Origin of the sequence: Methylobacterium sp. CB376 (assembly GCF_029714205.1) — a bacterium.
In the GTDB taxonomy this organism is placed as follows: Bacteria; Pseudomonadota; Alphaproteobacteria; order Rhizobiales; family Beijerinckiaceae; genus Methylobacterium.
This window is the reverse complement of sequence record NZ_CP121648.1, coordinates 274,940-295,678: the sequence shown is the minus strand read 5'-3', so window position 1 is coordinate 295,678 and position 20,739 is coordinate 274,940. Positions and strand designations below refer to the sequence as shown.

General features: G+C 72.8%; 17 protein-coding genes and 1 pseudogene. 8 read left to right on the top strand and 10 right to left on the bottom strand.

The window, feature by feature from the left end:
• Nucleotides 1-11 precede the first annotated feature (11 nt).
• The 3 genes and pseudogenes from QA634_RS01225 to QA634_RS01215 form a co-directional block, all read right to left on the bottom strand.
• On the bottom strand, nt 12-749 hold the full coding sequence (locus QA634_RS01225) for a chemotaxis protein CheW (protein ID WP_083784615.1): 738 nt from the start codon (nt 747-749) through the stop codon (nt 12-14).
• Nucleotides 746-2,202, bottom strand: a pseudogene (locus tag QA634_RS01220) (CheR family methyltransferase). Before QA634_RS01220 ends, QA634_RS01225 begins: the two are co-directional and overlap by 4 nt.
• A complete protein-coding gene (locus QA634_RS01215) occupies nt 2,190-2,681 on the bottom strand; it encodes a chemotaxis protein CheW (protein ID WP_012330230.1) in 492 nt (163 codons plus the stop codon). The pseudogene QA634_RS01220 and the gene QA634_RS01215 overlap by 13 nt, the downstream one beginning before the upstream one ends.
• Nucleotides 2,682-3,032: 351 nt before the next feature.
• Here QA634_RS01215 and QA634_RS01210 point away from each other — a divergent pair, with 351 nt between their 5' ends.
• Together QA634_RS01210 and ilvN are read left to right on the top strand one after the other, a co-directional pair.
• Nucleotides 3,033-4,811 carry an acetolactate synthase 3 large subunit gene (locus tag QA634_RS01210; RefSeq protein ID WP_012330229.1) on the top strand — a complete coding sequence of 593 codons (1,779 nt, stop codon included), beginning with the start codon at nt 3,033-3,035 and terminating at the stop codon, nt 4,809-4,811.
• An 18-nt stretch (nt 4,812-4,829) separates the two neighbouring features.
• On the top strand, nt 4,830-5,372 hold the full coding sequence (gene ilvN, locus QA634_RS01205; RefSeq protein ID WP_012330228.1) for an acetolactate synthase small subunit: 543 nt from the start codon (nt 4,830-4,832) through the stop codon (nt 5,370-5,372).
• 85 nt (nt 5,373-5,457) lie between these two features.
• Here ilvN and QA634_RS01200 read toward each other — a convergent pair whose 3' ends face one another.
• Entirely contained in the window at nt 5,458-7,176 is a 1,719-nt protein-coding gene (locus QA634_RS01200) for a class I adenylate-forming enzyme family protein (RefSeq protein WP_043701977.1), read from the bottom strand.
• 224 nt (nt 7,177-7,400) lie between these two features.
• Nucleotides 7,401-8,168, bottom strand: a complete 768-nt coding sequence (locus tag QA634_RS01195) for an SDR family NAD(P)-dependent oxidoreductase (RefSeq protein WP_012330226.1) — start codon at nt 8,166-8,168, stop codon at nt 7,401-7,403.
• A gap of 228 nt (nt 8,169-8,396) precedes the next feature.
• Here QA634_RS01195 and QA634_RS01190 point away from each other — a divergent pair, with 228 nt between their 5' ends.
• From QA634_RS01190 to QA634_RS01165, 6 genes are all read left to right on the top strand, one after another.
• On the top strand, nt 8,397-9,599 hold the full coding sequence (locus tag QA634_RS01190) for an acetyl-CoA C-acyltransferase (protein ID WP_012330225.1): 1,203 nt from the start codon (nt 8,397-8,399) through the stop codon (nt 9,597-9,599).
• A 98-nt stretch (nt 9,600-9,697) separates the two neighbouring features.
• On the top strand, nt 9,698-11,773 hold the full coding sequence (locus QA634_RS01185) for a 3-hydroxyacyl-CoA dehydrogenase NAD-binding domain-containing protein (protein WP_012330224.1): 2,076 nt from the start codon (nt 9,698-9,700) through the stop codon (nt 11,771-11,773).
• Between the two features lie 66 nt (nt 11,774-11,839).
• Nucleotides 11,840-13,042, top strand: coding sequence for a pimeloyl-CoA dehydrogenase large subunit (pimC, locus tag QA634_RS01180; RefSeq protein ID WP_012330223.1), 1,203 nt, complete (start codon nt 11,840-11,842; stop codon nt 13,040-13,042).
• 140 nt (nt 13,043-13,182) lie between these two features.
• A complete protein-coding gene (locus tag QA634_RS01175) occupies nt 13,183-14,331 on the top strand; it encodes an acyl-CoA dehydrogenase family protein (RefSeq protein WP_012330222.1) in 1,149 nt (382 codons plus the stop codon).
• 105 nt (nt 14,332-14,436) lie between these two features.
• Complete coding sequence (locus QA634_RS01170; protein WP_043701974.1) at nt 14,437-15,546, top strand: CobW family GTP-binding protein; 1,110 nt, start codon at nt 14,437-14,439, stop codon at nt 15,544-15,546.
• A gap of 126 nt (nt 15,547-15,672) precedes the next feature.
• Nucleotides 15,673-16,608 carry a hypothetical protein gene (locus QA634_RS01165; protein ID WP_012330220.1) on the top strand — a complete coding sequence of 312 codons (936 nt, stop codon included), beginning with the start codon at nt 15,673-15,675 and terminating at the stop codon, nt 16,606-16,608.
• A gap of 87 nt (nt 16,609-16,695) precedes the next feature.
• On the opposite strand, the gene QA634_RS01160 is transcribed toward QA634_RS01165, so the two are convergent.
• From QA634_RS01160 to QA634_RS01140, 5 genes are all read right to left on the bottom strand, one after another.
• A complete protein-coding gene (locus tag QA634_RS01160) occupies nt 16,696-17,016 on the bottom strand; it encodes an HPr family phosphocarrier protein (protein ID WP_012330219.1) in 321 nt (106 codons plus the stop codon).
• An 85-nt stretch (nt 17,017-17,101) separates the two neighbouring features.
• Complete coding sequence (locus QA634_RS01155) at nt 17,102-17,503, bottom strand: PTS sugar transporter subunit IIA (RefSeq protein WP_012330218.1); 402 nt, start codon at nt 17,501-17,503, stop codon at nt 17,102-17,104.
• 89 nt (nt 17,504-17,592) lie between these two features.
• Nucleotides 17,593-17,997, bottom strand: coding sequence for an HPr kinase/phosphorylase (locus QA634_RS01150; RefSeq protein ID WP_236728816.1), 405 nt, complete (start codon nt 17,995-17,997; stop codon nt 17,593-17,595).
• Between the two features lie 53 nt (nt 17,998-18,050).
• Nucleotides 18,051-19,844 (bottom strand): sensor histidine kinase, encoded by a 1,794-nt coding sequence (locus tag QA634_RS01145; RefSeq protein ID WP_012330217.1) that lies wholly within the window; start codon nt 19,842-19,844, stop codon nt 18,051-18,053.
• A 37-nt stretch (nt 19,845-19,881) separates the two neighbouring features.
• Nucleotides 19,882-20,598, bottom strand: coding sequence for a response regulator transcription factor (locus tag QA634_RS01140; RefSeq protein WP_012330216.1), 717 nt, complete (start codon nt 20,596-20,598; stop codon nt 19,882-19,884).
• Nucleotides 20,599-20,739: the final 141 nt, after the last annotated feature.

Here is a 20,739-nt window from a genome sequence, read left to right as displayed (position 1 = left end):
TGAGGGGGGATTCAGGTCCGCGGCGCGGCGCCGAGGATGGGCTGCAGGAGGGCGGCGAGGTCGAGGAGGGCGAAGCTTTCCCGGAGCGCGAAGCGCTCCGCGTCGGCCGCCTCGGCGCGGGCGTGGCCCGCGACGGCCCGCCCGGGCGGGGCGGGGCCGGGATCCAGGAGCGCGTCGAGCACGGCGAGCGCCCGCTCGACCCGCAGGCCCAGCCGTGGCGCGTCCCGGCGCAGCACCACGAGGTGCGCGGCCGCCTCGGCCGGGAGCGGCGGCAGGTCCAGGGCGGTGGCGAGGTCGAGGATGCTGAGCAGGGCGCCGCCCCGGCCCGAGAGGCCGATCAGGGCCGGCGGCGCGCCGGGCACCGGCGTGCAGGGCCGGAACGGCGCCACCTCGGCCACCGCGTCGAGGGGCAGGGCGAGGCACTCGGTCCCGATCCGGCACAGGAGCACGCGGCGGCGCGCCCGCGTCTCGGCCGGCGCCCGGCCGCGCTCGGCCAGGGCGCGGCTGCGCGCGTCGAGGATCGCCTCGACCCGGGCGGCACCAAGTGCCGCGTCGGCGCCAAGTGCCGCGTCGGCGCCAAGTGCCGCCTCGGCGCCAAGTGCCGCCTCGGCGCCAAGTGCCGCCTCGGCGCCAAGTGCCGCGTCGGCGCCAAGTGCCGCGTCGGCGCCAAGTGTGGCCCCCGCGCCAAGTGTGGCCTCCGCGCCAAGTGCCGCTCCGGGCGCGGCCGTCGGATGAGCCGGACCCGTCACGGCGCCACCGCGTCGAGGAGCGGCCGGGCCGCGTCGGTGAGGCGCGCGGCGGTCAGGCCGTCGCCCTCCGGCAGTTCGGTCTCGGGCGGCAGGGGGCGGCGAGCCGCAGGGCGTTCTCGACCGCCCGCCGTCCCGCCGCCCCGCGCCCGAGGGCGATCAGGGTCAGGCCGAGATGGTAATGGGCCATGACGAAGCCTTTCTCGAGGTAGATCGCCGCGCGGAAGGCGCGCTCCGCCTCCTCGGGCCGCGCCCGCGCCCGGGCGAGCAGGCCCTCGTAGAAGCGCAGCCGCGCGTCGGTCGGATCGGCCTGCAGGGCCGCCCGGCAGGCCTGCCAGCTCGCGTCGAGATCCCCGGCATCCGCGAGCGCCCGCACGGCGGCGAGCGCCGCGCCGGGCGGGGACTCGCTTGGCGGGGACTCGCTTGGCGGGGACTCGCCTGGCGGGGACTCGCCGGCCGGGGATGCCGGAGGCGCGGGCGGGGGCGACGGTCGCGCCGGGGCGCGGCGGGCCGGGCGCGACGGGGCGGGCGGCGGGACGCGCGGCGGGAAGGATTCCTGGGCCGGTCCGGGCGGGAGCGCCGGGAGAGGGGCCGGGTCCTCCTCTGGCCGCCGGTAGGCGGCGGTGCCGGGCAGGCTCACCGGGCGCAGGATCTCCGCGAAGGCCGGGTTGGGCTCGGCATGTCCGAGCAGCAGCCAGCCGCCGGGGCGCAGCCGCTCGGCCAGCGCCCGCACCACCGCCATGACCGTGTCGGGATGGAAGTAGATCAGGACGTTGCGGCACAGGATGAGGTCGTAATCCGTGAGCGCGAGCGAGGCCGTGCCGTCGACGAGGTGGAGCAGGTTCTGCGGCTCGAAGCGGGCGAGGCCGCGGAATTCCGGGCGCAGCGCGAAGGTGTTCTCGCGCGCGCCGCGCCGGAAGTAGCGCGCCCGCTCCTCGGCCGAGAGGCTGCGCAGGGCCCAGGCCCCGTACTCGGCCCGGCGCGCGACGGCGAGCACCTCCCGGTTGATGTCCGTGCCGGTGAGCGCGATGCGCCACTCCGCCAGCGCCTCGCCGAGGATCTCGTGCAGCAGGATCGCGAGCGAGTAGGTCTCGGGACCGGTCGAGCAGCCCGCGCTCCAGATCCGCAGCCGCTTCTCCCGCGCCCTCGCGGCGATGCGCTCGGGCAGGATGGTCCGGCGCAGGGCCGCGAACTGCTCCGCGTAGCGGAAGAAGAACGTCTCCCCGATGGTGATCTCGGCTTCGAGCGCCGCCCATTCCTCCTCGCTGGCGCTCAGATGCGCCAGGTAGGCGCCCGCGTCCGGCGCGGCGGCGGCGCGCAGCCGGCCCCGCAGGCGGTCCCAGAGCAGGTCGTCCTTGTCGGCGTAGTAGTGGTGGCCGGTGCGGGCGACGATCGCCGCCTTGAGCGCCGCGAAGGCCGGATCCTCCGTCGGCGCCCGCGGGGTCAGGCGGCCCATTCGGCGAGCCGCTCCTGGGCGAGCCGCGTCTGCGCGTCGAGGCGCGCCCGCTCCTCGGCGAGGAGGATGCGGGACACGGCGAGTTCGTGCAGCAGGCGCCCGCCGCACCGCAATTCCCCGGCGACGCAGCCGTTGAGGGCGGTGCCCTGCGGGAGCGGCGTCACGGCCTCGGGTTCCACGCTGACGAGGTCGTCGACGCGGTCGACCAGGAGGGCGAGCGGCGCCGCCTCGCCCACGAGGAGCAGGTGACGGTAGAGCATCGGCCGGCCGGCGGACGCGCCCGCGAGCCCGAACAGGACCGCGAGGTCGAGCACCGGCACCGCCGCGCCGCCCAGGCTGAAGAAGCCGGCCAGCGCCGCCGGCACCCCGGGGGGGCGCCACAGGCGCGGCAGCGGCAGCACCTCGCGCACGGCCTCGCGCCGCACGGCGCAGCCCGTGCCGGCGACATCGACCACCAGGAAGGCCGCGGCCCCCGCCATTCTCCGCCTACCCGCCAGACACCCGGATGCGGCCGAGATAGGGGAGGGCGCGGGGATTCCCAATGCTCCGCCGCCGCCTGCCCCGAAAGTCGAAGCAGGCTCCGCGGCCGAGGACGCCGGAAAACCGGTTGACCGGCCCGGTCCGGGCGCGTAGGTTCCGCGCCACTTTTCGGGATGGGTCGACGCGACATGCGCGCGGGTCTTATTGTAGGGTGGGCGCCACGGACGGGGCGGGCTTGAGAGACAGCCCGTGAGCCCGCCGGTGGCGCATGCAGGGTCCTTCGGGGCCCTTTTTTATTGCCCGAACCGGCCGCTGCACGAGACGAGACGCGAGCACAAGGAGGGGATCAGATGGGTGCGGCTGAGGTCATGACCGGCGCCGAGATGGTGATCCGGGCGCTGCAGGATCAGGGCGTCGACACGCTGTTCGGCTATCCGGGCGGCGCGGTGCTGCCGATCTACGACGCGCTGTTCCACCAGGACAGCGTCAAGCACATCCTGGTCCGCCACGAGCAGGGGGCGGTGCACGCGGCCGAGGGCTACGCGCGCTCCTCGGGCAAGGTCGGCTGCGTCCTCGTCACCTCGGGGCCGGGCGCCACCAACGTCGTCACGGGCCTGACCGACGCGCTCCTCGACTCGATCCCGCTCGTCTGCATCACCGGCCAGGTGCCGACCCACCTGATCGGCTCCGACGCGTTCCAGGAATGCGACACGGTCGGCATCACCCGCAGCTGCACCAAGCACAATTACCTGGTGAAATCGATCGACGACCTGCCGCGCATCCTCCACGAGGCCTTCTACGTCGCCTCGCACGGCCGGCCCGGTCCCGTCGTGATCGACCTGCCGAAGGACGTCCAGTTCGCGAGCGGCCTCTACCGGCGGCCGGTCGAGAACGGCCACAAGACCTACAAGCCGCAGATCCAGGGCGATCGGAGCAAGATCCGGGCGGCCGTGGCCCTGATGGCCGGCGCCCGGCGCCCGGTCTTCTACACCGGCGGCGGCGTGATCAATTCGGGGCCCGAGGCGTCGCGGCTGCTGCGCGAACTCGTCCGCACCACCGGCTTCCCGATCACCTCGACGCTGATGGGGCTCGGCGCCTATCCGGGATCCGACCCGCAGTTCCTGGGCATGCTCGGCATGCACGGGACCTACGAGGCGAACTTGGCGATGCACGAATGCGACGTCATGATCTGCATCGGTGCCCGCTTCGACGACCGCATCACCGGCCGGCTCGACGCCTTCTCGCCCTTCTCCAAGAAGATCCACGTCGACATCGACGCCTCCTCGATCAACAAGAACGTGAAGGCCGATCTCGCCATCCTGGGCGACTGCGCCTCGGTGCTCGCCGACATGCTGGCGGAGTGGCGGGCGATCACGCCGACGCCGGACAAGGGCCGCCTGACCGAGTGGCTGTCGAAGATCAACGGCTGGAAGGCGCGCGAGTGCCTCGGCTACTGGCCCTCCGCTACCACCATCAAGCCGCAGCACGCGGTCCAGCGCCTCTACGAGGCGACCAAGCACCGCGAGACCTACGTCACCACCGAGGTCGGCCAGCACCAGATGTGGGCGGCCCAGTACTACAAGTTCGAGGAGCCGAACCGCTGGATGACGTCGGGCGGCCTCGGCACCATGGGCTACGGCCTGCCGGCCGCGATCGGCGCGCAGCTCGCCCATCCGGGCGCCCTGGTGATCGACATCGCGGGCGAGGCCTCGATCCTGATGAACATGCAGGAGATGTCGACGGCCGTGCAGTACCGCCTGCCGGTCAAGATCTTCATCCTGAACAACGAGTACATGGGCATGGTGCGGCAGTGGCAGGAGCTGCTGCACGGCTCGCGCTACTCCGAGAGCTACTCGTCGAGCCTGCCGGACTTCGTGAAGCTGGCCGAGGCCTACGGGGCCAAGGGCATCCGCTGCGAGAGGCCCGGCGACCTCGACGCGGCGATCCAGGAGATGCTGGACTATGACGGCCCGGTGATCTTCGATTGCATCGTCGACAAGACCGAGAACTGCTTCCCGATGATCCCGTCCGGCAAGGCGCACAACGAGATGCTCCTGTCCGACTATCTCGGCGAGACGGGGGGCGATCTCGGCTCGGTGATCGGTGAGGAAGGCAAGGTCCTGGTCTGAAGGCCGCGGGGGAGACCGATGAACGCGATGAACACCCACTACCCCGAGCCGGTCCGGGTCGAGCCGGTCGCCCGCCACACCCTGGCGGTGATCGTCGACAACGAGCCGGGCGTGCTCTCCCGGATCGCCGGCCTGTTCTCCGGCCGCGGCTACAACATCGAGAGCCTGACCGTCTCGGAGACCGAGCACACGCAGCACCTCTCGCGCATCACGATCGTGACGACCGGCACCAACGCCGTGATCGACCAGATCAAGGCGCAGCTCGACCGTCTGGTGCCGGTGCACCGGGTGGTCGACCTGACCCTGCAGGGCGAGTCGCTGGAGCGCGAACTCTGCCTCGTGAAGGTGGTGGGCAAGGGCGAGCACCGGGTCGAGGCGATGCGCCTCGCCTCGTCCTTCGGCGCCCGCACCCTCGACGCGACGCTCAATTCCTTCGTGTTCGAGCTCACCGGCTCCACCGACGAGATCGAGCGCTTCATCAGGCTGATGTCGGAGATCGGGCTCGTGGAGATCTCGCGCACCGGCGTCGCCGCGATGAGCCGCGGCGCCGAGCCGATGTAGGGCGGGATGCGGGATCGCCGCCCGCCCACGCGGCAGGCGGGCCCGGCGCCTGCCGCGCCGCGCGGATCCCGCCCCGCCGGCGCGGTCAGAACAGCTTCCGCAGCTCGCTCTTGAGGATCTTGCCGCTCGGATTGCGCGGCAGGATCTCCTCGTGGAAGAGGATGCGCACCGGCACCTTGAAGGCGGCGAGCCGCGCGGCCACGAAGGCGCGCAGCTCCTCCTCGGAGGCGTTCTCGCCGCGCGCCAGCGCCACCACCGCGGCCGGCTCCTCGCCGAGGGTCGGGTGCGGGACCGCCACCACGGCCGCGTCGACCACCGCCGGGTGCTCGTGCAGGGCGTTCTCGACCTCGCAGCAATAGATGTTCTCGCCGCCGCGGATCAGCATGTCGCGGGCCCGGTCCACGATGGTTAGGAACCCCTCCGCATCCATCCGGGCGAGGTCGCCGGTCGCGAGCCAGCCGTCGCGGAAGGACGCCGCCGTCTCGTCCGGGCGGTTCCAGTAGCCCGCCACCACGTTGGGGCCCTTCACCTGCAGCTCTCCGACCTCGCCGGGCGGCAGGACGCGGCCCTCCGGATCGACGATCCGCGCCTCGCCGATCGGCAGCGGCGGGCCGCAGCTGTCCGGGCGGTGGAGGTAATCCTCGCCCATGTGGTGCGTGAAGGTGGCGGAGGTCTCGGTCATGCCCCAGCCGGTCGCGGGCGTCGTCCGCGGGAAGGCCGCGCGCAGGCGGCGGACCAGCTCGGCGGGGGCCGGGGCCCCCCCGTAGGTGATCGTCTCCAGGGAGGACAGGTCGTGCGTCCCGGCGGCCCAGCCGTCGAGGAGCTGCCAGGCGATGGTCGGCACGCCGCCCGCGCTGGTGCAGCGCTCGCGCGCGATCAGGTCGAGGGCCTGGGCGAGGTCCCAGCGCCGCATCAGGACGAGGCGCCCGCCGCGGTGGAGGTTGGTGACCAGAGTCGCGAAGCAGCCGGTGACGTGGAAGAACGGCACCGAGACCAGCGCCACCTTCTGGGGCGCCGCCGGATCCGGGACCGGGACCGGCTCGCCCCGGCGCAGGGCCGCCCGGGCGGCCGAGTAGGGATGGGCCAGGACCGCGCAGGCGCCGTTGCGGTGGGTGCCCATGGCGCCCTTCGGCCGGCCCGTCGTCCCCGACGTGTAGAACAGGGTCGCGAGGTCGTCGGGCGCGAGCGGCACGTCCGGCACCGTGCCGGGCGGGAGCGCGGCCCAGGCCGCGACGGGCCCGATGATCTCCCGGAGGCTCTCCGCATCCGGCGCCTCGCCCCGGGCGAGGAGCACGCGCCGGAGATCCGGGCAATCCTGCCGCCGCTCCGCGAGGCGCGCGAGGCGCTCCGCGTCCACCACCGCCACGCTGGCGCCGCAATCGGCCAGGGCGTAGGCGAGTTCGGGACCGGTCCACCACCCGTTGAGGGGCGCCGCCACCGCGCCCGCCAGCAGCGCGGCGAAGAAGGCGACCGGCCATTCGGGCAGGTTGCGCATCGCGATGGCGACCCGGTCGCCCGGGCGGACGCCGCCGCGGATCAGGTCGGCCGAGAGCGCCAGCACCGCCCGCGCGAAGGCCTCGAAACTCGCCCTCTCGTCCTCGTAGACCAGGAAGGTCTTCTCGCCGTGGCGGCGGCCGACCAGCAGGATGTCGCGCAGGGTCGGGGGCGCGGCGGCCCAGATCCGGGTCGGCACGCCGCGGATCACCGCCTCGTCCACCGCGAAGGGCGAGCCCGGCGCGGTCAGCCGCGCGGTCGCCTCGGCGAAGGAGAGCGCGGGCCAGGCAGGGGATTCGGTCATCGGCATCTCGGGATCAGTGATCCGACATCCGACGGATTGCGTCGCGATGCGGATGTCGGCTTCGCTCAAGCGCCGCGCGGGCTCGTCATACGACATCCGACGGATTGCTCCGCAATGCGGATGTCGGCTTCGCTCAAGTGCCGCGCGGGCTCGTCAGACGCTGTCCGGACGTGATCGTCCGGAGAGCGTATGGCACGGGACAGGCCGCGCGGCGAGGGCCCGCCTCGCCGTCACGTGATGGTCTGGCCGCCGTCGATCACGATGCTCTGGCCGGTCATGAAGGCCCCGGCGGGACTTGCCAGGAACACCGCCGCGCCCGCGATCTCGTCCGGCTGGCCGATCCGCCCGAGCGGGGTGCGGGCCGTGTAGGCGGCGCGGCTCGCCGGGTCCTCCCAGAGGGCGCGGGCGAAGTCGGTCTGGATCAGGCCCGGCGCGAGGCAATTGACCCGCACGTTGTGGGGGCCGAGCTCCACCGCGAGGTTGCGGGCGAGCTGGAAATCGGCGGCCTTGGAGACGTTGTAGGCGCCGATCACGCCGGAGCCCTTCAGCCCGCCCACCGACGACACGATGATGATCGCCCCGTCCCGCCGCGCGATCATCCCGGGCGCGCAGAAGCCGATCAGCCAGTGATTGGCCACCACGTTGTTGTCGAGGATCTTGCGGAAGGCCTCGTCGCTGATCCCGCTCATCGGCCCGTAATAGGGGTTCGAGGCGGCGTTGCAGACCAGCACGTCGATGCGGCCGAAGCGCTCCTCCGTGCGGCGCGCGAGGCGCTCGAGGTCGGCCTTCGACGAGATGTTGGCCGGCACCACGACGGCCCGCTCCTCCCCGTGCCGCGCGTTGATCGCCTCCGCCACCGCCCGGCAGGCCTCCTCCTTGCGCGAGGAGACCACGACCCGCGCGCCGTGCTCGGCGAGGCGCTCCGCGATGGCGCGGCCGATGCCGCGCGAGGAGCCGGTCACCACGGCGACGCGGCCGGTCAGATCGAACAGCGGCACGGGCCTCCCTCCAAATTCGCTTGCCAAATTCTCTTGCGTTTTGCCCGGACCTTAGCTCTCAATGGCGATTAAGCAAGCCGTGTTTTCGAAAAGCGCGGCGGCGGGGATCCGGTCGCCGAGGGAACGGCCGGGGTTTCGGGCCTTGCGGCGCCATACCCATTCCCCGATAACAGCCAGGGCGCCCGGCCCGCCGCCTCTGCGGAAGCCGGCCCGAGGAGGAAACTGGAGATGCGGGAAGCCGTCATCGTCGCGACCGCGCGCACGCCCATCGGCAAGGCCTACCGGGGCGCCTTCAACGACACCCAGGCTCAGGCGCTCGGCGGCCACGCGATCGCCGCCGCGGTGGCGCGGGCCGGCATCGACCCGGCCGAGGTCGGCGACGTGGTGATGGGGGCGGCGCTCCAGCAGGGCTCCACGGGGTCCAACATCGCCCGGCAGGCGGCCCTGCGGGCGGGCCTGCCCGCGAGCGTCGCCGGCATGAGCCTGGACCGGCAATGCGCCTCGGGCCTGATGGCGATCGCCACCGCCGCCAAGGAGATCGTGGCGGACGGGGTCGACGTCGCGGTGGGCGGCGGCCTCGAATCGATCTCGCTCGTGCAGAACGACCGGATCAACCGCTTCCGGGGGACCGACCCCTGGCTCGTGGAGCGGGTGCCGGCGCTCTACATGACAATGATCGAGACGGCCGAGACCGTGGCGGAGCGCTACGGGATCGACCGCGCGGCGCAGGACGCCTACGCCCTGCAATCCCAGAGGCGGACCGCCGAGGCCCAGGCGGCCGGACGCTTCGCCGACGAGATCGTGCCGCTCGCCACCCGCATGACCGTCACCGACAAGGCGACCGGCGAGACCGCCTCGCGGGAGGTCACCCTGGCCCAGGACGAGGGCAACCGGCCGCAGACGCGTCCGGAGGACCTCGCCGCCCTCAAGCCCGTGTTCAAGGATGGCCAGCGGGTGAAGGAGGGGCGCTTCGTCACCGCCGGCAATGCGAGCCAGCTCTCGGACGGCGCCTCGGCGAGCGTCCTGATGGAGGCCCGCGAGGCCGAGCGGCGGGGCCTGCAGCCGCTCGGGGCCTACCGGGGCATGGCGGTGGCGGGCTGTAACCCCGACGAGATGGGCATCGGCCCGGTCTTCGCGGTGCCCAAGCTGCTGCGCCAGCACGGCCTCTCGGTCGAGGACATCGACCTCTGGGAGCTGAACGAGGCCTTCGCCTGCCAGGTGCTCTACTGCCGCGACCGGCTCGGCATCCCGGACGAGCGGCTGAACGTGAACGGCGGTGCCATCAGCATCGGCCACCCCTACGGCATGTCGGGCGCCCGGATGACCGGGCACATCCTGCTGGAAGGCCGCCGCCGCGGCGCCAAGTACGGGGTGGTGACGATGTGCGTCGGCGGCGGCATGGGGGCGGCCGGCCTGTTCGAGATCTATTGAGGCGTTCGGAACGAGGCCCGTCGGGCGAGGTCGGCACGGCGCCCCGCGCCGGCGGACCGGTTCGACGCGGTCGCAATGCGCTCGGAGGACAATTCGCGATGACTGAAGCCACCCCCGTCTCCGAGAGCCGCGAGGGCGCGGTCGCGGTCCTGACGCTGCAATCGGGACCCGTGAACGCGCTCGGGACGGCGTTGCGCGAGGGCATCGCGGCGGCTCTGGCCCGCGCCGAGGCCGATACCGCCGTGACGGCGATCGTGCTGATCGGCGGCGGGCGGATGTTCTCCGCGGGGGCCGACATCACCGAGTTCGGCACGCCGCCGCGCGGCATCTCCCTGCCGGACCTCCTCGACCGGATCGAGGCCGCGACGAAGCCGGTCGTCGCGGCGATCCACGGCAACGCCCTCGGCGGCGGGCTCGAGACGGCGCTCGCCTGCCACTACCGGGTGGCGGTGCCCTCCGCGAAGGTCGGGCTGCCGGAGGTCAAGCTCGGCATCCTGCCGGGCGCGGGCGGCACGCAGCGCCTGCCGCGCATCGTCGGGCCCCGCAAGGCGCTCGAGGTGATCGTCGGCGGCGCCCCGCTCGGCGCCGGGCAGGCCGCCGCGATGGGGCTGATCGACGAGCTCGCCCCCGAGGAGGGCCTGCGCGCCCACGCGGTCGCCTTCGCGCAGCGCGTCGTCGCCGAGGGGCGGCCGCTCACCAAGATCCGCGACCGCGACGAGCGCCTCGCCGAGGGCCGCGACGCGCCCGGCCTGTTCGACGCCTTCCGGAAGGAGAATGCCCGCAGGATGCGCGGCTTCGAGGCGCCGGAGGCCTGCATCGCCTGCGTCGAGGCCGCCTGCCGCCTGCCCTTCCCGCAGGGCCTCGCCTTCGAGCGCGAGCAGTTCCTGAAGCTCGTCTCCGGGAGCCAATCCGCCGCGCAGCGCTACGTCTTCTTCGCCGAGCGCCAGACCGCCAAGATCCCGGACGTGCCCGAGGACACCCCGACCCGCCCGATCGCCCGGGTCGGGGTGATCGGTGCCGGCACCATGGGCGGCGGCATCGCGATGAACTTCCTCAATGCCGGCATCCCGGTGACCATCGTGGAGGCCAGGCGCGAGGCCCTCGACCGCGGCCTCGCGGTGATCCGCAGCAATTACGAGAACACCGCCAGGAAGGGCCGCCTGCGGCCCGAGGACGTCCAGACCCGCATGGGCCTCCTCGCCGACACGCTGGCGATCGAGGATCTGAAGGACTGCGACCTCATCATCGAGGCCGTGTTCGAGGACATGGGCATCAAGAAGGAGATCTTCTCCAAGCTCGACCGCGTCGCCAAGCCGGGCGCGATCCTGGCCTCGAACACCTCCTACCTCGACATCGACGAGATCGCCTCGGTGACGGGCCGCCCCGCCGACGTGATCGGCATGCACTTCTTCTCGCCCGCCAACGTCATGCGGCTGCTCGAAGTGGTGCGCGGGGCGAGGACGGCCAAGGACGTGATCGCCACCGCGATGCAGGTCGGCCGCAAGGTCGGCAAGATCGCCGTGCTGGTCGGCGTCTGCCACGGCTTCGTCGGCAACCGCATGCTGGCCGAGCGCCAGCGCGAGGCGAACCGGCTGATCCTGGAGGGCGTCACGCCCTGGGACGTGGACCGGGTGATCTACGAGTTCGGCCTGCCGATGGGCCCCTTCGCGATGAGCGACCTCGCGGGCCTCGACATCGGCTGGAGCCGGGAGACCAACCGCTCGGAGAGCGTGCGCGACCTCCTCTGCGAGATCGACCGGCGCGGGCAGAAGACCGGGGCGGGCTTCTACGACTACGACGCCAAGCGCAAGGCCTCGCCGTCGCCGGTCACCGAGGAGATCATCGCCAGGGTCGCGGCCCGGCAGGGCGTGGCGCGCAAGCCCGCCTCCGACCAGGAGATCCTGGAGCGCTGCCTCTACCCGATGGTCAACGAGGGCGCGAAGATCCTCGACGAGGGCAAGGCGATCCGCGCCTCCGACATCGATATCGTCTGGATCAACGGCTACGGCTGGCCGGTCTATCGCGGCGGCCCGATGTTCTGGGCGGACGGCATCGGCCTGCCGACGGTGCTGGAGCGCCTGCGCGCCTACCAGGCGGAGTACGGCGACGCCTTCGCGCCCTCGCCCCTGCTGGAGCGGCTCGCCGCCGAGGGGAAGGGGTTCCGGGATCTCTGACGGGCGGCCCCCGCGGCCCGGCCAGCCGGGCGGCAAGCCCGGCAACCACACGATCGGGAGGCTGACATGGACCTTCGTTTCACGCCCGAGGAGCGGGCCTTCCGCCAGGAGGTCCGCCGCTTCTTCGAGGAGAACCTGCCCGCCGAGATCCGCCAGAAGCTGATCGACGGGCACCATCCCTCGAAGCAGGACATCGTCACCTGGCAGCGCATCCTCAACGCCAAGGGCTGGGCGGTGCCGAACTGGCCGGTCGAGTGGGGCGGCACCGGATGGGACCCGGTGCGCCAGTACATCTTCCTCGACGAGCTGCAGAGCTTCCCGGCCCCCTCGCCGCTGCAATTCGGCGTCTACATGGTCGGGCCGGTGATCGCGCAGTTCGGCTCCGAGGCGCAGAAGCGCCACTTCCTGCCCCGCATCGCCAACCTCGACGATTGGTGGTGCCAGGGTTTCTCGGAACCCGGCGCCGGCTCGGACCTCGCCTCGCTCAAGACCCGGGCCGTGCGGGACGGCGACCACTACGTGGTCAATGGCCAGAAGACCTGGACCACGCTGGCCCAGCACGCCGACTGGATCTTCTGCCTGGTGCGCACCGACACGGCCGCGAAGAAGCAGGAGGGCATCACCTTCCTGCTCATCGACATGCGCACGCCCGGCATCACCGTGCGGCCGATCCAGACCCTCGACGGCGGCCGCGAGGTCAACGAGGTCTTCTTCGACGACGTGCGGGTGCCGGTCGAGAACCGGGTCGGCCAGGAGAACAGGGGCTGGGACTACGCCAAGTTCCTGCTCGGCAACGAGCGCACCAACATAGCGCGGGTCGGCGTCTCCAAGCAGCGCATCCGGCGCCTCAGGGAACTGGCGGCCCTGGAGCGGGTCGGCGACGCGCCGCTGATCGAGGATCCGCGCTTCCGCGAGAAGCTGGCGGCCCTCGAGATCGAGCTCAAGGCCCTGGAGATGACGCAGCTGCGGGTCGTGGCCGCCGAGCGCACCCGCGAGAAGGGCAAGCCCGACCCGGCCTCCTCGATCCTCAAGATCAAGGGCTCGGAGATCCAGCAGGCCACCACGGAACTCCTCCTCGACGTGGTCGGCCCCTACGCCCTGCCGTACCTGCCCGAGGACGAGGACCAGGGCCACAACGAGCCGCCGATCGGCCCCGACTACGCGGGCCCGGCCGCGCCGACCTACTTCAACTGGCGCAAGATCTCGATCTACGGCGGTTCGAACGAGATCCAGAAGAACATCATCGCCAAGGCGATCCTGGGCCTCTAGATCGGCGCCCGATCGCGCCGCGATCGGGCGCTGGTCCAGGTCCTTGGTTTTGCCGCGTTTTCTTCGACGAACCGGCATCCACTTCGTCAGGAAATGCTCTCGCGGGCCCGCGCGGCCTGGAATTCGGGGAAGAGACGTCGATGGATTTCGATCTCAGCGAGGAGCAGAGCCTCCTCAAGGACAGCGTCGAGCGGCTCCTCGCCGACCGCTACGATTTCGAGGCCCGCACGCGCCACGGCCGCCACCCGGAGGGGTTCTCGCCCGAGATGTGGCGGTCCTACGCGGAGCAGGGCCTGCTCGCCGTGCCCTTCGCGGAGGAGGACGGGGGCATCGGCGGCGGGCCGGTCGAGACCATGATCGTCATGGAGGCCTTCGGCCGCGCCCTGGTCCTCGAACCCTACCTCGCCACCGTGGTCCTGGCGGGCGGGCTGATGCGCCGCGCGGCCTCGGCGGCGCAGCGGGCCGAGTGGCTTCCGGGCCTGATCGGCGGCGAAACCCGCTACGCTTTCGCGCATCACGAGCGGCAGGCGCGCTACGACCTCCACGACGTCGGCCTGAGCGCGCGCCGGGACGGGGCGGGCTACGTCCTGGAGGGCGACAAGTCCCTGGTGCTGCACGGCGACAGCGCCGACCGGCTGATCGTCTCGGCCCGCACCGCCGGCTCCCGGCGCGACCGGGGCGGGATCGGGCTGTTCCTGGTCGATGCCAGGGCGGAGGGCGTCTCCCGCCGCGGCTACCCGACCCAGGACGGGCAGCGGGCGGCCGAGATCTCGCTCTCCTCGGTCAAGGTCGGGCCGGAGGCGGTGCTGGGCGCGCCGGAGGACGCGCTGCCGGCGATCGAGCGGGTGGTCGAGGAGGCGATCGCGGCGCTCTGCGCCGAGGCGGTCGGCGCCATGGACCGGATGCACGCCCTCACCGTCGAGTACCTCAAGACCCGCAAGCAGTTCGGCACGCCGATCGGGTCATTCCAGGTGCTGCAGCACCGGGCGGCCGACATGTTCATCGCCCTCGAACAGGCCCGCTCGATGGCCTTCCTGGCCACCATGATGGCCGGGGAGGAGGATGCGGCGGAGCGCGCGCGGGCGCTCTCGGGCGCCAAGGTGCAGATCGGCCGCTCGGGCCGCATCGTCGGCCAGGGCGCGGTGCAGCTCCACGGCGGCGTCGGCGTCACCATGGAGTACAGCGTCGGCCACTTCTTCAAGCGCGTGACGATGATCGACACCCTGTTCGGGGATGCCGACCACCACCTCGCCCGGGTGGCTGCGATGGGGGGCCTGATCGCGGCCTGAGCCCCGCGAGGCCGCGGGACCCGGGGGCCGGCAACGCCCGCGGAGGGGTTGGATTCCCGGGCCCCGTGGGGGAGAAGGGCGGTGTCCCCCTTCGAGTCCCTCCCGATGCCCGATCCATCCCGCCGGCCGGCCCCGATCCCGCTCACGGTCCTCACCGGCTTCCTCGGCGCCGGCAAGACGACGCTGCTGAACCGGCTGCTGCGCGACCCGGCCCTGGCCGACACGGTCGTCATCGTCAACGAGTTCGGCGAGGTCGGGCTCGACCACCTGCTGATCGAGACCGTCGACGAGGGCATGATCCTGCTCGGCGCCGGCTGCCTGTGCTGCAGCGTGCGGGGCGACCTCATCGCCACGCTGGAGGACCTGCTGCGCAAGCGCGACAACGGGCGCATCCAGCCCTTCCGGCGCGTGATCATCGAGACGACCGGTCTCGCCGACCCGGCGCCGATCCTGCACGGGCTCCTCTACCACCCCTACCTGGCCCTGCGCTTCGCCCTCCAGGCCGTCGTCACGGTCGTGGACGCGGTCAACGGCGCGGGCACGCTCGACGCGCATCCCGAGGCCCTGCGCCAGGCCGCCGTGGCCGACCGCCTCGTCCTGACCAAGACGGATCTCCCGGGCGGGGAGGCGGCGGCGCTGCGGGCGCGCCTCGCCGCCCTCAACCCGGCCGCCCCGGTGCTCGGGCCCGACGCGCCGGCCGAGGCGCTGCTCGGCGGCCTGTTCGGCACGGACGGCAAGATCGCGGACGTCGCGGCCTGGCTCGGCGCCGAGGCGGTCGCGGCCGCGGAGGCGCGCCACCACCACGCCCAGCATCACGGCCACCACCACCACGACCTGAACCGGCACGACGCCGCGATCCGGGCCTTCAGCCTGGTCAGCCCGGAGCCGGTGCCGCGGGCGGCCTTCGAGATGTTCCTGGACCTCCTGCGCTCCGGCCAGGGGGCCAAGCTCCTGCGCCTCAAGGGGCTCGTCGGCCTCGCCGAGGATCCCGGCCGCCCCGTCGTGGTGCACGGGGTGCAGCACGTCGTCCACGCCCCGGCCACCCTCGACGCGTGGCCGGGGCCGGACCGCACCTCGCGGCTCGTCCTGATCCTGCGCGACGGCGACCCGGCCTTCGTGCGCCGCCTGTGGGACGCCTTCCTCGGCCGCCCGGCCCCGGACGCGCCGGACGCCGCCGCCCTCACGGCCAACCCCCTGGCGATCCCGGGCGGCTGAGGGCGCCCCCGCCCGGAATGGTTCTTGATCGGTAAACCGGGCGCGGCCGCCTCGGCCGCGGATCCGTCCCGATCCGGGACGATCGGGCCACCCGATCCGGAGCGGTCGGGCCAAAGGGGGGCAGGCATGACGACGACACCCTTCTCGGTGATCCAGGGCGGAATCCGGGAGGAGGGGCGCTGGAGCGCCGAATTGCGGCACCCGGCGAGCCTGCGCGAGGCCGAGATCGCCGCCTGGCGGGCGCTCCTGCCCCGGGCCCTGTCGCCGGGCTTCGCCGGCGACCCCGACTTCGTGCTCACGCTGGCCCAGCACCTCGCGGAGGGGCGCCGCCTCGCCCTGCTCCTCGTCTGGCAACACGGGGACGGAATGCCCGTCCTGCGCGGCGTGCTGCCGCTGCAGCTGCCGGCGGGGCTGCGCCCGGGCCGGACGGCGCAGCTCTGGGTCCTGCCGCTCGCCGAGGGGGCGGCGCCGGTCGTGGACGCCCGCGAGACCGCCGCAATCCTGCGCGCGGCCCTCGACCACCTCGCGGGGGCGGGCTCGCGCGTCGGCACCCTGCGCCTGCCCGGGCTGCTCCCGGCCGGCCGCCTGATCGCGGCGCTGCGGGAGGTCGCCGCCGCGAGCGGTCGCCCCCTGACGGTCGCCTCCCGGCCGGCCCCCGGCCCGGCGGCCGAACCGCTGCCGACCCTGCCGCGGGGGCGCACCTCGCTCGAGCGGGTGCGCGCGCCCCGTCAGCTGCGCGACGCGGTCGAGCATTTCCTGGTGCTGGAGGGGGCGCGGCCCGGCCCCAACCTCCTGCACGACGCGGACGCGGCGACGGCCCTGCGGGTCGTCACCCGGCGCTTCGCCCAGCGCCGCGCCTGCGGGGTCGACCTCGTGCGGCGGGACGGCGCCGTGGTGGCGGCCGCGATCCGGCTCGGCCCGGCCGGGCAGGACCGGATCTGGCGCGAGGCCGGCTGCGCGCTCGCGCCGGCGCGCGAGCGGCCGGGCGTGATGCTGCTCGACGCCGCGGTGAGCGTCGCGCCGGCCCGGCGCGCGGCGGACGGGGAGCGCCGCTCGGCCTGAGGGAGCGGGGCGCGCAGAGGAGCGCGGGCCGTCGCGCCGCGCGCACCGCGGGGAGGACGACGGGCGCGCGGCGCGACGGCCCCGCCCCTACTCGTCCTCTCCGAACCGGTTGGCCAGGAGCGCCGCGATCGCCTCCAGGCAGGCATCCTGGTCGGGGCCGAGAGCGGTCACGAAGATGCTGGTTCCCTGCGCGGCCCCGAGGGTCAGGAGGCCCATGATCGAGCGCCCGCCCACCGTCTCGCCGGCGCGCGTCACCGTCACCTCGGATTCGAAGCGCTCCACCGCCTGGACGAACTTGGCGGAGGCGCGGGCATGGAGGCCGCGGCGGTTGATGATCGGCAATTCCCGCGCCGTCGCGCCCTCAGGCACCGCCGGAGCGTCCCATCCACCCGCATCGTCGTCGTTCATCGGAGATCGGATCCTGCTGGAGCCGGTTGCGATGGCGTCGGCGGCCGTCCGGCTCTCGTCGTGGCGAAAACGGGGAGGGCGAGCGCTATTTCCCGGCGAGGACCCGGGAGGCCACGTTGATGTATTTGCGGCCCGCCTCCTGCGCGTGCAGGACGGCCTCGCCGAGGCTCTCCTCGTCGCGGACGCTCGCGAGCTTGATCAGCATCGGCAGATTGATGCCGGCCACCACCTCCACCGAGCCGCCGTTCATGCACGAGAGCGCGAGGTTCGACGGCGTACCCCCGAACATGTCGGTGAGGACCACCACGCCCTCGCCCGTGTTCACCCGGCAGACCGCCGACATGATGTCCTTGCGCCGGACCTCCATGTCGTCCTCGGGGCCGATCGTGATGGTTTCGAGCTGCTCCTGCGGACCCACGACATGCTCCAGCGCGGCCTTGAACTCCGTCGCGAGCAAACCGTGGGTGACGAGCACCATTCCAATCATCGACACGAGTTCCGACGCCCCATACAGAGCCGAGCCGCCATTTTGTGCAGCGCAAGGGCGAGCGCAAGAGCAACGAGGCGGAATCCGCATCACTCCGTCATCATGATGCCACGAGGGCGGCGCCAGCGCCACAACACGGTGCTCGTCCGGGAGGGGTCCCGGGGAAGGATCATGCGGGGGAGGGAGACCCCCAGGAGAGTCGTTTTCTCCGCCCCCGCCTCGGGCATCCGCGGGGCCGTCTCGGCGAGGTCCAGGACGAGCCGCACAACCGCCGAAGGCAGCGTGTTCTCAAGGGTTTGAAGGCCCACGCCGCGGATCTCGACGAGCCCCGCCAGGGCCGGGTGCGGCCGCGCCACCAGGCGGCCGTGGCAGGCCTCCACGATCACCCTGTCGTCGCCCACCAGGGCGGCGTGCAGGCCGCACTGGGAACCGCCCGCCAGGAGGTCGCGCGCCAGGGTCGTTTTGCCGCTCCCGGCCGGCCCCCGAATCAGCACGCCCGATTCGCCGAGCACCACGCAGGTGGCGTGGAGCGTGACCGGCCCGGCGCTCAGCGGTGCAGCCCCGGGATGCGCACCACGAAGCGGGCGCCGAGCAGGCAGGGCTCGCCGTCCTCGCCCGGCGGCCCGAGCCGGTTCTCGGCCCGGATCGTGCCGCGATGGGCCTGCACGATCTGGCGCGAGATCGACAGGCCGAGGCCGGAATTCTGGCCGAAGCCCTGCTCGGGCCGGTCGGTGTAGAAGCGCTCGAAGATGCGCTCGAGGGCGTGGGGCGGGATGCCCGGCCCGTCATCCTCCACCGTGAGCTCGATCGTGTTGCGCAGGCGGCGCAGGTTCACCCGCACGGTCGCGCCCTTGGGCGAGAAGGAGCGGGCATTGTCGAGCAGGTTGTTCACCACCTGGCCGAGCCGGCTGTCGTGCCCGATGATCGCGAAGGGGTCCTCGATGCCGGCCGGCGGCGCCTCCACCGTGAAGGTGATGGCGGCGTCCCGCGGCCGGCGCCGCTCGTTGGCCACCGAGGTCACGGTGGTGAGGAGCTTCTTCAGGTCGACCCGCGCGGCCTCGGCCCGGGCGAGCTCCGCGTCGAGGCGCGAGGCGTCCGAGATGTCGCTGATCAGCCGGTCGAGGCGCTTCACGTCGTGCTGGATGATCTGCATCAGCCGCCCGCGCGACTCGTCGGTCTTGGCCAGCGGCAGCGTCTCGACGGCGCTGCGCAGGGAGGTGAGCGGGTTCTTGAGCTCGTGCGAGACGTCGGCCGCGAAGTTCTCGATCGCGTCCAGGCGGCGGTAGAGCGCCTGGGTCATGTCGCGCAGGGCCCGGGAGAGGTGGCCGATCTCGTCCGAGCGGGTCGTGAAGTCGGGGATCTCCTGGCGCGACCTGATCCCGAGCCGCACCCGCTCGGCCGCCTCCGACAGGCGGCTCACCGGCCCGACGATCTGGCCGGCGACCAGGAGCGAGAGCACCACCATCACGAGCGCCGCGATCAGGAACACCTGCAGCAGGGCGAAGCGCTCGGAGGCGATGATCTTGTCGATGTCGCCCTCCTGGGTCGAGAGCAGCAGGGCGCCGCGCACCGTGCGGGCGCGCATGATCGGCACCGCGACCGACACGATGGTCTCGCCGTGGGCGTTGCGGCGCACCAGCGTGCCCCGGCTCCCGGCCAGCGCCCGCTGCACCTCGGGCAGGCTGCGCCCGTCCGAGGGCCCGGTATCCTCCGGCCCCGGCTCGCGGTGCGGGAAGGGCAGGTGCTGGCGCAGGCCGTCCCAGGCCCGCTCCATCAGGCTCGGGCGCTCCTTGCGCACCGGCACCTCGCCCCGGGCGAGGTCGCCCCGCACGTAGAGGGCGCGCGAATCGATCAGGTTCGACCCGTCGCGGTCGTAGACCCGCGCGCGGGTGCCGGTCGGGGTGATCAGCCGGCGCAGCAGCGGCGCCACCCGCTCCGGGTTGAGGGAGAATTCGAGGGCCGAGACCGGCTCCTCCGCCCCGGCGCCCGGATCGCCCGCTTGGAGCTGCAGCAGGCGGTCGGGGTCGATGCTGATCGCGTCCGTGTCGACCGTGGCGGAGGCCGCGATCGCCCCCGCGATGATGTCGCCCTGGGTCAGCAGGCTCTTCACCCGCGCCTCGATCAGGCCCTGGCGGAACTGGTTGAGGTAGAGGAAGCCGACCAGCAGGGCGATCAGCCCCGCGAGGTTGAGCACGACGATGCGCCGGGTCAGGCTGGAGGAGGCGCGCTGGGCGATCCAGCGGCCGACCAGCCGCAGGGAGAGGGGCTCCCGCGGCGCCTCGGCGTCGGGATCTGCCTCGCTGCCTGTTCCGGGCGCACCGGCCCCGAGGAGGCGCCGCATGGCGCCGAGTGCGGAACCGCTGCTCACGTGCCGGGTCTCAAGCTTCCTTGAAGCGGTAGCCGACGCCGTAGAGCGTCTCGATCATGTCGAAGTTGGTGTCGACCACCTTGAACTTCTTGCGCAGCCGCTTGATGTGGCTGTCGATGGTGCGGTCGTCGACGTAGACTTGGTCGTCGTAGGCGGCGTCCATGAGGGCGTTGCGGCTCTTCACGACGCCCGGGCGCTGGGCCAGGGCCTGCAGGATCAGGAACTCGGTGACCGTCAGGGTCACGGGCTCGCCCTTCCAGGTGCAGGTGTGCCGCTCGGGATCCATCATCAGCTGGCCGCGCTCCAGCGAGCGAGCGGCGGCGGCCTCGGCCTCGCGGGCGGCGGCGGCCGGGCCGGCCTCCTTGGCGGCGAAGCGGCGCAGCACCGCCTTCACCCGCTCGACCAGCAGGCGCTGCGAGAACGGCTTCCGGATGAAGTCGTCGGCGCCCATCTTGAGGCCGAAGAGCTCGTCGATCTCCTCGTCCTTCGAGGTCAGGAAGATCACCGGCAGGTCCGACTTCTGACGCAGGCGACGCAGCAGCTCCATCCCGTCCATGCGCGGCATCTTGATGTCGAAGATCGCGAGATCCGGCGGCGAGTGCTTGAGCCCGTCGAGGGCCGAGGCGCCGTCCGTGTAGGTCTGGATGCGGTACCCCTCGGTTTCGAGCGCGATCGACACGGAGGTGAGGATGTTGCGGTCGTCGTCGACGAGGGCGATGGTCGGCATGGTCATTCCCTGGGACGAGGATGGCGTCGTGCGACAGGATCGCAGGATCCTCCTGAACGCCACCCGACTTCGCGCCGGTGCGGATCCGGCCTGAGACGCGGGCCGCCGGCTGTCTGCCACAAAGCGCTGGACAGTGACAAC